Source organism: Rhodoferax sp. GW821-FHT07F03, assembly GCF_059418745.1.
Genome location: NZ_JBWKQM010000005.1, coordinates 100643 through 112384 on the forward strand (window position 1 = coordinate 100643; position 11742 = coordinate 112384).

13 protein-coding genes are annotated in these 11742 nt (G+C 61.3%); 4 read left to right on the forward strand and 9 right to left on the reverse strand.

Features of this window, described 5'->3' with window-relative positions:
* Positions 1-122: 122 nt before the first annotated feature.
* Positions 123-707 (reverse strand): chromate transporter, encoded by a 585-nt coding sequence (locus tag AC07R0_RS08645; protein WP_495076238.1) that lies wholly within the window; start codon positions 705-707, stop codon positions 123-125.
* Entirely contained in the window at positions 704-1285 is a 582-nt protein-coding gene (locus tag AC07R0_RS08650) for a chromate transporter (protein WP_495104506.1), read from the reverse strand. The genes AC07R0_RS08645 and AC07R0_RS08650 overlap by 4 nt, the downstream gene beginning before the upstream one ends.
* A gap of 148 nt (positions 1286-1433) precedes the next feature.
* Here AC07R0_RS08650 and AC07R0_RS08655 point away from each other — a divergent pair, with 148 nt between their 5' ends.
* Positions 1434-2597 (forward strand): acyl-CoA dehydrogenase family protein, encoded by a 1164-nt coding sequence (locus tag AC07R0_RS08655; protein WP_495104507.1) that lies wholly within the window; start codon positions 1434-1436, stop codon positions 2595-2597.
* 32 nt (positions 2598-2629) lie between these two features.
* Here the strand turns inward: AC07R0_RS08655 and AC07R0_RS08660 are convergent, their stop codons facing one another.
* Positions 2630-4102 (reverse strand): aldehyde dehydrogenase (NADP(+)), encoded by a 1473-nt coding sequence (locus tag AC07R0_RS08660; protein WP_495104508.1) that lies wholly within the window; start codon positions 4100-4102, stop codon positions 2630-2632.
* A 161-nt stretch (positions 4103-4263) separates the two neighbouring features.
* On the opposite strand from AC07R0_RS08660, the gene AC07R0_RS08665 reads away from it, so the two are divergent.
* Entirely contained in the window at positions 4264-5496 is a 1233-nt protein-coding gene (locus AC07R0_RS08665) for a cystathionine gamma-synthase family protein (protein WP_495104509.1), read from the forward strand.
* Here AC07R0_RS08665 and AC07R0_RS08670 read toward each other — a convergent pair.
* Positions 5493-6698: a GNAT family N-acetyltransferase gene (locus AC07R0_RS08670; protein ID WP_495104510.1), complete on the reverse strand. Its 1206-nt coding sequence runs from the start codon at positions 6696-6698 to the stop codon at positions 5493-5495. The genes AC07R0_RS08665 and AC07R0_RS08670 overlap by 4 nt on opposite strands.
* 45 nt (positions 6699-6743) lie before the next feature.
* Here AC07R0_RS08670 and AC07R0_RS08675 point away from each other — a divergent pair, with 45 nt between their 5' ends.
* Positions 6744-8408, forward strand: a complete 1665-nt coding sequence (locus tag AC07R0_RS08675) for an NAD+ synthase (protein WP_495096834.1) — start codon at positions 6744-6746, stop codon at positions 8406-8408.
* A 26-nt stretch (positions 8409-8434) separates the two neighbouring features.
* Entirely contained in the window at positions 8435-8773 is a 339-nt protein-coding gene (locus tag AC07R0_RS08680) for a P-II family nitrogen regulator (protein ID WP_495076231.1), read from the forward strand.
* 5 nt (positions 8774-8778) lie between these two features.
* Here the strand turns inward: AC07R0_RS08680 and AC07R0_RS08685 are convergent, their stop codons facing one another.
* The 5 genes from AC07R0_RS08685 to AC07R0_RS08705 all read right to left on the reverse strand — a co-directional run bounded on the left by AC07R0_RS08685 (position 8779) and on the right by AC07R0_RS08705 (position 11464).
* Positions 8779-9186 (reverse strand): diacylglycerol kinase, encoded by a 408-nt coding sequence (locus tag AC07R0_RS08685; protein WP_495104511.1) that lies wholly within the window; start codon positions 9184-9186, stop codon positions 8779-8781.
* A gap of 47 nt (positions 9187-9233) precedes the next feature.
* Positions 9234-9752 carry an RDD family protein gene (locus AC07R0_RS08690; RefSeq protein WP_495076229.1) on the reverse strand — a complete coding sequence of 173 codons (519 nt, stop codon included), beginning with the start codon at positions 9750-9752 and terminating at the stop codon, positions 9234-9236.
* A complete protein-coding gene (locus AC07R0_RS08695) occupies positions 9749-10354 on the reverse strand; it encodes a DUF3106 domain-containing protein (protein WP_495104512.1) in 606 nt (201 codons plus the stop codon). The genes AC07R0_RS08690 and AC07R0_RS08695 overlap by 4 nt, the downstream gene beginning before the upstream one ends.
* A 112-nt stretch (positions 10355-10466) precedes the next feature.
* Positions 10467-10907 carry a DUF3619 family protein gene (locus AC07R0_RS08700; RefSeq protein WP_495076227.1) on the reverse strand — a complete coding sequence of 147 codons (441 nt, stop codon included), beginning with the start codon at positions 10905-10907 and terminating at the stop codon, positions 10467-10469.
* Positions 10904-11464 carry an RNA polymerase sigma factor gene (locus AC07R0_RS08705; RefSeq protein WP_495104513.1) on the reverse strand — a complete coding sequence of 187 codons (561 nt, stop codon included), beginning with the start codon at positions 11462-11464 and terminating at the stop codon, positions 10904-10906. The genes AC07R0_RS08700 and AC07R0_RS08705 overlap by 4 nt, the downstream gene beginning before the upstream one ends.
* Positions 11465-11742: the final 278 nt, after the last annotated feature.

An 11742-nucleotide genomic window follows, 5' to 3' on the forward strand; every position in this document is an offset into this window, starting at 1 on the left:
GGATAACTTTGGGGATAACTCTGAATGAATGCTGTATTACTGGGGTAAACCCTTGTTTTTAAAGGGTAAACATTGCAGTGCCTTATTTTCGGGCAGTTAACAACCCGGGCACTGCGCCCCCTTCAAACCCAGCCCCAAGCCCCCAGGATGGCGCCTATGCCCAGCAACCACAGAAGGTGTAACCGGGTGCGCCACATGATGAGGGCGGACACGGCGGTCAGCAGCCACAGGTTCCAGTCTCCGCGCGGGCCGTGCTGTGCTGATGACAGCACCCAGCCTGTGGCCACCATCAGCGCAATCACGATGGGCGCCATACCTTGTTTGAAGGCGCGCACGGCACGTAAGTCGCGGTTGCGGTGGCCCCAGCGGGTGGATACGCTGGTGAGTATGGTGCTGGGTAACAGCAGGCCCAGCATGGTGCAGGCCATGCCCAGCAGCGCAGCCCAGCCGCCGCCAGCATTCAAGCCCACGTTCCAGCCGAACAGGGCGACGAACAGTACATTTGGCCCGGGCGCGGCCTGGGCGATGGCAATGGCGGTATTGAACTGCTCGCTGGTCAGCCAGTTTTGCTGATCCACCAGATAGCGGTGCATATCGGGCACGGTGGTGATGGCGCCACCTACGGCCAGCAAGGACAGCGATACGAAATGCAGGAACAGATGCAGCCAGTCCTGGGCCTGCATGCTGATGGCGTGCAGGGTATTCATGGTTTGAGCTTGCGGTAGGTCAGCAGGCAGGCCAGTCCGCCCAGGCTGGGCAGCACATAGGCCAGCGGAATCCGCAGCAAGGCGATGAGGATGAAACAGGCCACGGCCAGTGCAGCGCACACCGGTATGCCCAGCGCATGCCGCCGCAGCGCTGGCAGCAAGCGCAGGCCTGCCGCCGTGATCAAGCCCGCAGCCACCGCGCCCATGCCGCGCAGCGCGCCCACCACCTGGGGGTAATGCGCGTACTGGGTGTACACCAGGGCGAGGGCCAGCACCGCCAGCAGCGGCATCGTCAGCATGCCGGCCAACGCGGCCATGGCACCACGCAGGCCGAAGTGGCGGTCGCCGATCATGATGGACAGATTGACCACGTTGGGGCCGGGCATGATCTGCGCCACGGCCCAGTCTTCCACGAACTCTTCGTTTGTCAGCCAGCGCTTTTTCTCTACCAGTTCGTTCTGAACCACGGCCAGCACGCCGCCAAAACCTTGCAACGCCAGCCAGGTGAAGGACAGAAACAAATCCGTGGGGGATCGGGGCTGTGGACGGGCGGGGGCTGGTGCATTAGAGGTGCTCATCGCGCCATTATGACGACCCGTTTGAGGACGATCCGGCAGATTCTTTTCACCCAAATGGAGGAAGTGGCGGTCCAGGGGCTAGCAGGCCTGGGGTACATTGCGAAGTAGTATTTTTCTCTTTTGTATCAAATATATCAAATTAGAGAGCATGATAGAACGCACACTTTTCAGCTCAGACCACGAGACTTTCCGCGCCAGCTTTCAGAAATTCATCGCCCGGGAAATCGCGCCCTTCCATGCACAGTGGGAGGAGCAGGGTTATGTAGATCGAGCCGTATGGAACAAGGCCGGCGAGCAGGGCTTTCTGTGTCCCTCCATGCCCGAAGTTTGCGGCGGGGCTGGCGCCGACAGGTTGTACTCGATTGTGCAGATGGAAGAGCTGGCGCGTGCTGGCACCACCGGTATTGGCTACACCCTGCACAGTGAAATCGTGGCGCCCTACCTGCTGCACTATGGCACGCCGGAGCAGCAGCACAAGTACCTGCCGGCCATGGCCAGCGGCGCCATGGTGGGAGCCATCGCCATGAGCGAGCCGGCAGCGGGCTCGGATTTGCAAGGCATGCAGTGCACCGCCTTGCGCCAGGCCGATGGCAGTTACGTGCTGAATGGCAGCAAGACCTTCATCACTAATGGCTGGCACGCCGATCTGGTGCTGGTGGCCGCCAAGACCAATCCATCGGCTGGCGGCAAGGGCACCAGCCTGTTCCTGGTGGAGCGCGGCATGCCTGGTTTTGCGCCGGGCAAGCGGCTGAAGAAACTGGGCCTGAAGGCGCAGGATACGGCAGAGTTGTTCTTCGACCACGTACGCCTGGCACCCGAGCAACTGTTGGGTGGGGCGGCCTTGGAAAACCACGGTTTTGTCTGCTTGATGGAGCAGCTGCCCTGGGAGCGCCTGCAGATCGCCATCACGGCCGTGGCGGCCGCGCAGTCGGCGATCGAGGGCACGGTGGATTATGTGAAGGAGCGTCGGGTCTTCGGTCAGCCACTGGCCGCCTTTCAAAATACCCGGTTTGTGTTGGCCGAGCTGCAGACCGAGGCACAGATTGCCCGGGTGTTTGTGGACCGCTGTATTGAGCTGATGTTGAGGGACAGCTTGGATACTGCAACCGCCAGCATGGCCAAGTACTGGGCCACCGATCTGCAATGCAAGGTGATGGACGCCTGCGTGCAGCTCTATGGCGGCTACGGCTATATGTGGGAGTACCCGATTACCCGGGCCTACGCCGACGCCCGGGTGCAGCGCATTTACGGCGGCACCAACGAGATCATGAAGGAAGTGATCACCCGGTCTATGGGGCTGGGCAGCGTGTAGCCGCCCAGCTACTTCTTACTCTTACCGCCGACTTAGCAGGGCACGCCCTTGCGCGCGACCAGCCAGTCCGGTGCGTCCTGCAAAGCCACCGGGCGCAGGAAGCGGTCCAGCGCGGCGTAGCCCACCGAGGTGGTGAAGGGCTGTGTCGATGCAGGGAAGGGGCCGCCGTGGTGCTGGGCCGTGGTCACGGCCACACCGGTCGGAACACCTGCGAACAGCACCCGTCCAGCGATTTGCGTGGCCGCGCGCACCAGGCTGCGGGTGGCTTCGCTTTCGGTCTCAGCGCCCCATAGCGTCACGGTCAGCGAACCGCCAATGGCGCGCAGCACGGCCAAGGTTTCTTCCACCGATGCGGTGCGAACGACCAGGGCGGCCGAGCCAAATACTTCCTCGTGCAACTGGTGGTCGGCAATGAAATCGGCTGCCTGTACTTCGGCCAGGAATGGGCGTGGAGGGGCGGACGCTTCGGCGCTACCGTCCACCAGGGGCTTCAGGCTGGCCGTGCTTTTCCAGCGGGCCACACCCTTGTCAAAGGTGGAGCGGATCGCACCCGACAGCATGGCGTGCGGCTGCAAGGCCTGCAGCGCTTGAGCAAAGGCCGCTACGAATGCATCGGATGCGGCATCCTTTTGGACCAGGATCACGCCTGGGCTGGTGCAGAACTGGCCTGCACCCAGGCAGATGGAGCCGGCCAGCGTGTTGGCCAGCTCTGCGCCATTCTTTTCTGCTGCGGCGGGCAACACGACCAGCGGGTTGACCGAACCCAGTTCACCGTAGAACGGCACGGGGCGTGGCCGGTCTGCGGCAATCTTGGCCAGAGCCGTGCCGCCCTTGAACGAGCCGGTAAAGGCAATCGCGGCGATGCCGGGCGCTTGCGCCAGCTTTACGCCCACGGCAATGGAGCCGCCTTGCACCAGGCCAAAGACACCAGCGGGTAGACCTTGGGCTGCGACCACGCCCTGGGCCAGCGCCGCAGTCTGGCGGGTCAGCTCCGGGTGGGCGGGGTGGCCCTTGACCACCACGGGGCAACCGGCCGCCAGTGCTGCGGCGGTGTCGCCACCCAGTACCGAGAACGCAAACGGAAAGTTGCTGGCCGAGAACATGGCGACAGGGCCCACGGGTACGCGGACCTTGGCCAGGCGTGGGCGGCCTACGGGCGGGGCACCGGCAACGGCCGGATCGTCCACCACGGCGTGGGCAATACCTTGGTCCAGCACATCGGCAAAGCCGCGCAATTGGAAGGCCGTGCGGTCCAGCTCGCCGTTCAGGCGTGGCAGGCCCAGGCCGGTTTCGCGGTCGGCCAGGGCCACCAGGCTTTCACGGCTGCCTTCCAGTGCGACGGCCAGGGCACGCAGCAGGCTGGCACGTTGGGTGGCCGAGGTGGCGGCGAAGGCGTCAGCGACGGCAACTGCAGCGGCTACGGTCTGGTCGATTTCAGCGGGAGTGGATTCAGGAAATTGTGCGCCAACGGGGGTGCCGGTTCGGGCTTCTATGGATTGCAGCATGGTGTTGTAACGAGGCAAGAAGTTGCAAGAAGTGGCCGAAGCAGGGTGACATGGCCGCGAAGGCAGAATGTAACACCGGCATGGTCTGCTGGCGGGCTGACTGGATACGCCCGTAGGGATGATTTAATTGCTGCTACTGATATGAATTCAAGGAAATGAGCATGGCTACGCAAGGATTTACCACCACCATCGTGCACGGCGACAAGGCCATGGGCGTGGAGCACGGAGGGGTGCACAAACCCATCCACACCTCGGTGCAGTACGGGTTTGACAAGGTTGAAGACCTGATTGGCGTGTTCCAGGGCACGGTCAAAGGCGGCTTCAACTATGCCCGCCAGGGCACGCCCACCACGGCGGCGCTGGAGGCCAAGATCACGCGCATGGAAGGCGGCCTGGGCTCGGTCTGCTTTGCCACCGGCATGGGTGCCATCGCGGCGATATTTTTGACCCTGTTGAAGGCGGGCGACCACCTGGTAGCCAGTCGCTACGTGTTTGGCAATACCAACAGCGTTTTCGGCACGCTGCGCAGCCTGGGCATAGAAGTCACGACGGTGGACGCCACCGACGTGGCCCATGTGGAAGCCGCCGTGCAGCCAAATACCCGCATGGTTTTCGTCGAGACCATTGCCAACCCCGGTACCCAGATTCCCGACCTGGCGCCCATCGGCGCGCTGTGCCGCAGCAAGGGCCTGGTGTATGTGGTGGACAACACCATCACCTCGCCCGCGTTGTTCCAGCCCAGGACGGTGGATGCCAGCCTGGTGATGAACTCACTCACCAAGACCATTGCCGGGCACGGCACGGCGCTGGGTGGCGCGGTGACGGATACCGGCTTGTTCGACTGGTCGGCCTATCCCAATATCTTTCCGGCCTACCGCAAGGGTGATGCGCGCCAGTGGGGCTTGGCGCAGATTCGCAAAAAGGGGCTGCGCGACATGGGCGCGTCGCTGTCGTCCGAGCAGGCACATAGCATTTCAGTGGGGGCCGAAACCATGGCTCTGCGCGTGGCCCAGACCAGTGCCACGGCGCTGGCGCTGGCGCAGTTTCTGGAGACCCACCCGGCGGTCGTCAAGGTGTTCTACCCCCGGCTGGAGTCGCACCCGCAGTACGCTGTGGCCCAGCAGCATTTCAGCGCCGGATCCTGGCTGTTGTCGTTCGAATTGGCCGATGCCGATGCCTGTCTGGCCTTCATCAATCGGCTGCAGCTTCCGGTGAAGGCCACCGGCATGGGCGACACCCGCACGCTGATCATCCCGGTGGCTCCCACCATTTTCTGGGAGGCCGGCGCCGAGGTGCGGGCCCAGATGGGCATTGCCGATGGCTTGATCCGCCTGTCCGTGGGCCTGGAGGATGCGGTCGACCTGCTGGCTGACTTTGCGCAGGCGCTTTCCTAACTTTCTTGCCGGAGCGGACTGCGCTGGGCCAGCTCGCCCAGGTAGTCCGTGATGCCGGCGCCTTCGCGTTCCAGAAAACGCTCCACCGCGTCGGCAAATGCCGGATGGGCCAGCCAGTGCGCGCTGGTGGTTTTGACTGGGAGCAGGGCGCGGGCCATTTTGTGCTCACCCTGGGCGCCGCCTTCGAAGCGTGACACGCCGTGTTCTATGCACCACTGCAGCGGCTGGTAATAGCAGGCTTCGAAATGCAGGCAATCCACCCGCTCCAGGGCACCCCAGTAGCGGCCATAGGCTACCAAATCTTGTGGGCTTTTTAGGCCGCTAGCGCAATCAATATCTGCGCTGATGGCTATTAAACTTGTAGCAATAGGCTTGGCGACACCATCTAGCTCGCGTTCGGCTACAAACAGCACCCAGTTCTCCGGCATGGTGTCGGCCATGCGCTGGAAGAAGTTGCGGCTCAGGTAGGGCGCGTTGCCGTGCTCGTAATAGGTGCGTTCATAGCAGCTGTAGAAAAAGTCCCAGTCCTGCGGCGTGATGTCGCGCCCGCGCGCCCAGCGGAAGCGGATGCCCGCGTCGGCCACCTTGCGCCGCTCCTGGCGGATTTTCTTGCGCTTGTCTTGCGCCAGCGAGGCCAGGAAGTCGTCGAAATCTCGGTAGCCGTCCATTTTGTTTTGCCAGTGAAATTGCACGGTGTGGCGCAGCATCAGCTTGGCATCTTGGGCCGCGGCTATGTCGTCCGGGTTGGCAAACAGCATGTGCAGGGACGACAGGCCTTGCTCCTCGCACCAGGCAACCGCCGCCTGGATCAAAGCGGCCCGCGCGCCAGGGTCACGCGCCAGCAGGCGTGCGCCGGGCACTGGGGTAAAGGGCACGGCAATCACGGCCTTGGGGTAGTAGGGCACACCGTGCTGCTGGTAGGCGCTAGCCCAGGCCCAGTCGAACACGTATTCGCCATAGGAATGGCTTTTCAGGTACAGCGCGGTGGCCGCGTGCAGCGTGTCACCGTGCCAAAGCGTGATGAGCTGTAGCGTCCAGCCGGTGGCGGGCAGGGCGCTGCCGCTTTGGTGCAGCGCGGCCAGGTATTCCCAGCGCATGAAAGGGCTGGCGTCGGCCTGCAAAGCCAGCAGCCCGTTCCAGTCTGCGGCAGGCAGCTGTAGCGGCGAGTTCAGCACCCGGATGACATAATCAACCGAACTCATTTCCCACCCCGCAGACCTGCTGCTGCCACCGTCTTTTTTGTTTCCATGACTCTCAAACTCTGTGTTGCCCAGCTCAATTTTGTCGTCGGCGACCTGGCCGGCAACGCGCAAAAGATCGTCGATGCGGCACGCACCGCCTATGCCGAAGGAGCGCGCCTGGTGTTGACGCCGGAACTCTCGATTTGCGGCTATGCCGCCGAAGACCTTTTCTTGCGTCCGGCCTTCACCGCTGCCTGTGATGATGCCGTGAAAACAGTGGCCCGCGAGCTGGCCGGGTTAAAAGACCTGGTGGTGGTAGTCGGCCACCCCAGCGGCGGCGATGATCGCACCAAATCCGTGGCGGTGCAGCGCCGTTTCAATGCGGCCAGCGTGCTGCGCGAAGGCCAGGTGCTGGCTACCTATGCCAAGCGCGAGCTGCCGAACTACCAGGTGTTCGACGAACGCCGCTACTTCACACCCGGGCATGGGGTCTGCGTGTTCGAGGTAGAGGGCGTGAAGGTTGGTCTGCTGATCTGTGAAGACGCCTGGTTCGACGAGCCTGCCGCGCTGGCCAAGCAGGCTGGCGCCGAGCTGCTGGCCGTCATCAACGCCTCGCCGTTTCATGTGGGCAAGGGCGGCGAGCGGGTGCTGCGCATGGCCGACCGGGCGCGCGCTGCTGGCCTGCCGCTGATTTACGCACACATCGTGGGCGGACAGGACGAGGTGGTGTTCGACGGCAATTCCTTCTGCGTGGATGCCGACGGCACACTCAGCGGCCATGCCCCGGCATTCAAGGAAAATCTGTTCTACGTGCAGGCAGTACCTGCGCAGGCAGCTATCAAATTGGAAGCGAGCATAGTGCCCGAGCGTAGCCTACAGGCCGACTTGTGGGACGCGTTGGTGCTGGGTCTGCGCGACTATGTGGGCAAGAACCGTTTCCCCGGCGTGCTGCTGGGGCTGTCGGGTGGTATCGATTCGGCCCTGGTGCTGGCCATTGCGGTGGACGCGTTGGGCAAGGAGCGGGTGCGCACGGTGATGATGCCGTCGCCCTATACCGCTGATATTTCCTGGATCGACGCGCGCGACATGGCTTCGCGCCTGGGTGTGCAGTACGACGAAATCTCCATCCTGCCCGAGTTTGAGGCCTTCAAAGCCTCGCTGGCGCCGCATTTTGTGGGCCGAGCCGAAGACACGACCGAGGAAAACATCCAGGCGCGTATCCGCGGCACACTGTTGATGGCCATGAGCAACAAGTTCGGCAGCATTGTGGTCACCACCGGCAACAAGAGTGAAATGGCCACCGGCTACTGCACCCTGTACGGCGATATGGCTGGCGGCTTTGCTGTCATCAAGGACGTGGCCAAGACCCTGGTGTTTGCCCTGGCGCGTTGGCGCAATGCCAACGACCCCTATGGCACGGGCAGCAACCCGATCCCGGAGCGCATCATCACCCGCCCACCCAGCGCCGAGCTGCGTGCCGACCAGACCGACCAGGACAGTCTGCCTCCCTACGAGGTGCTGGACGCGATTCTGGAGCGTTATATGGAGAATGACCAAAGCCTGGAGGCCATCATCGCCGCCGGCTTTGAGCGCGCCGATGTGGAGCGCGTAACCCGGCTCATCAAGATCAATGAATACAAACGCCGACAATCTCCAGTGGGAATTCGCGTGACCCACCGCAGCTTTGGTAAGGATTGGCGCTATCCTATTACCAGCAGCTTCCGGGCTTAACTTTTCCACTCTATAGCGAGAAAACCATGAAACAAATTACCGCCGTTCTGAAACCGTTCAAGCTCGAAGAAGTCCGTGAAGCCCTGGCTGAATGTGGCGTGACCGGCCTTACGGTGACCGAGGTCAAGGGTTTTGGTCGCCAAAAAGGTCATACCGAGCTTTACCGTGGCGCCGAGTACGTGGTGGACTTTCTGCCCAAGGTAAAGGTCGAGGTGGTGGTCAAGTCCGATGACGTGGACCGCTGCGTGGATGCCATCGTGCGTGCAGCTCGCACCGGCAAGATCGGTGACGGCAAGATTTTCATCACCAGTGTGGAGCGCGTGGTGCGCATCCGCACCGGCGAACAGGACGAAGCCGCGGTCTAAACCATTTAGATCCAGGCTGTAAAGCGCTGGACCAGCGCCATGCCCCAAATGGTAATGGTCATCAGCAGGCTCAGCAGCACGGCCGCGCTGCCCATATCCTTGGCGCGTTTGGACAGCGAATGCCATTCCGGCCCGATACGGTCGATGGCGGTTTCAATTCCCGTATTCAGCAGTTCCACCACCATCACCATGACGATGGAGCCTGCCAGCAACGAAAACTCCACCCAGCTATGGGCCAGCCATACGGCCACAGGAATCAGCACCATGGCGGCGATGGCTTCTTGGCGAAAAGCGGTTTCATGCCAGCCTGCGCGTAAACCGGCGAGCGAATAGCCTGCGGCGTGCCAGATACGGCTTAGGCCGGTGCGGGATTTTTGGGGATTGGCTTCGGAGTGCATGGGGGAAGAGGACATGGCCTGATTGTCGCCGAGCCAAGGCACCATAAGTGCCTTAACGACCCTTAACGGCTTAAGGGCGGTGAGGCAACCAGGCGAGTGCCCGCCAGCGCATCGTGCCAAAACTGACGCTGCGGATGGAAGCGGCTCAAAACTGCCCAAACGGCAATCCAGCCGAAGAGCACCCACACTTTTTCCTGCACCGAAATTTCGAACGGCGCCAGTGCCGCCAGAGGTGGCAAGAACCACAGCCAGCTGGACAGATAACGCATAAATGCCCTGCGCTGCGTGATGCCAACACCGTTTTTGTCTACGACCCGCATATGCCAGGTTTTCATGGCCAGGGTTTGTCCTTTAGACCAGAACCAGGTGAAGTAGATGCCGAATATGACAAACAAGAAGGCTTGCAAGGCGCCTCGATTGTCCATGGCGTTGCGGGTTTGGCTGAGTGTGCTGAACAAGTAGCCAGCTATGAACACCACGCCGAACATCAGCATGCCCTCGTACAGCCAGCAGGCCATGCGCCGGCGCAAGCTGGGCGCCGTGAGTGTGTCGCCACCCAGCACGGAGGCAGGGGGCGTCATTGGGCCGTTGTTTTGGCGGGAGTGGATCCGGCCGGGTTACCCAGTTCTACGCGCTGTAAAGCCAGGGGGAGCAGGGTTTTGGGATCGATTTGGTGCGCTTCCGTCACGATGCTGGGGTTTTTGATGACGTCTTTGCGCGCGGCTGGAACCACCACCAGTTTTTGCGGCGAAATAGGCCGTACCGCGGTGGCTGCACCGGGTAACTTGGTGGGTGCTTGTTTGGCCAGCTGGTGTTTTTCTTCGGCCGACAGCGTTTGGTAGGCCTCCCATTTGGCCTTTTTCTCGGAAGGTGTCAGACGTTTGGCTTCGGCGAAATTCAGGCGAGCGCGGCTGCGTTCGGCCACACTCAATGAGCCCCAGTCCAGCATGCGTTCATGCAAATTGGCCCGCTCAGTGTCATTCATTTTTCCGAAATTGGCAGACAAGGCCAGCCATTTGCGCTTCTGGGGCTCGCTGATGTCGTTCCAGTGCATGGCCAGGGGCTTGAGAGCCTCTTGCTGGGCGGGCGTCAACTCCTTCCACAGCGGTCGCAGTTCGGTCTTTGCCGTGACCGCCATGGGAATGGAGGCCGGGCCACTGGCAATAGCGGCGACTTGCGCCATTGCGGGTGCAGATATGACCCAACCCGCCAGACACAGGCTTGCCACAGCTGCATAAGCTTGCAGCGAAAGAAATTGACCGTTGCTCGAAAGGAACATCCGTATCTGGTCCGGGTTATTGGGTGGTGTCTCGGCTGGTTTTGAGGAACTCTACAAATCCAGGGTCGGTGTAAGCCGCGGTCGGCAGGTCGTCCGTTAGCAAGGCGGAGTCCACTTCGGCCAATTCGTCAGTGCGATTGTCGTTTTGCACAACGTAAATGGTCAACATGCCAACGACCAGCGCAAAAATCGGGACAGCAGAGGCAAGTCGGCTCCACCAGCCTGGGTTTTCGTTGCCCATACTCAGTGTTGCGCTGCCGCCTTGGCCCAGCACCACGGTGGCCGTACGGATGGACGGCGCTACCTTGCGTTTGGCCAGGGCCTGCATGCGGGCCACGCGCAGGCGCTCGGAAATATCGTGCGGCAGTTCGCTACTGCCTTCAGAGAGGCGCGCCGTGAGCTTGAGTGCATAACGGTCTTCCGCAGAAAGCGTGCGGGGTGCTAGCAGCTGTGTCATAAAAATATTCCTCGTGCCTTGAGTGCTTTGCTGAGCGATTGGACCGCGCGGGAGCAATGGGTTTTGACACTGCCTTCCGAGCAGCCCATGGCGCTGGCGGTTTCCGCAACATCCATTTCCTCCCAGTAACGCATGAGGAACGCTTCTCGTTGACGTGCTGGGAGTTCTTGTACCTGCGCATCGATTTCACGCAAAACGTGTGCCCGGCGGGTGGAGTCTTCCGCGCTTTCCGTTTGTTCGGAGCTATCGGAGAGCTCAAAGGTTTCCAGTAGATCGAATTCGCCGTCGCCAGACTCGAAATCGCTCATGTTGGAGAACAGTGTGTTTCTAGTTTTTTGGCGGCGAAACCAGTCCAGGGTGCAGTTGGACAGAATCCGTTGAAACAGCATGGGCAGTTCTTCTGCCGGCTTGTCGCCGTAGTGTTCGGCCAACTTCATCATGCTGTCTTGCACGATGTCTAGCGCAGATTCTTCATTGCGCACGTGGTACAGCGAGCGCTTGAACGCCCGTTTTTCGACGCCTTTGAGGAAATCAGAGAGTTCGCGTTCGGTAGCCAAGAAGATCGGGTCTAAAGGACGTTTGGTAAAGGCGGTGGACTCTCAGTGGGGAAATATGCACCGAGAAAGGGCTTGTCGGGCGAGATTATGGCATTGGGATCGCATTTTCTTGGACTGTTATGGATTTTGTGCGTTGCACAGTGACATAATCCAAGGCGCAAGTAAAACGCAAACGGATCATGGTTCGGTGGTGCAAGCAGCCCACCCATGGCTTTGGTCTTAAGTTTCAACACGTCTCCAAAAGAGTTCGTGAAGAAGCACCCAAGGTATTTCGTTAG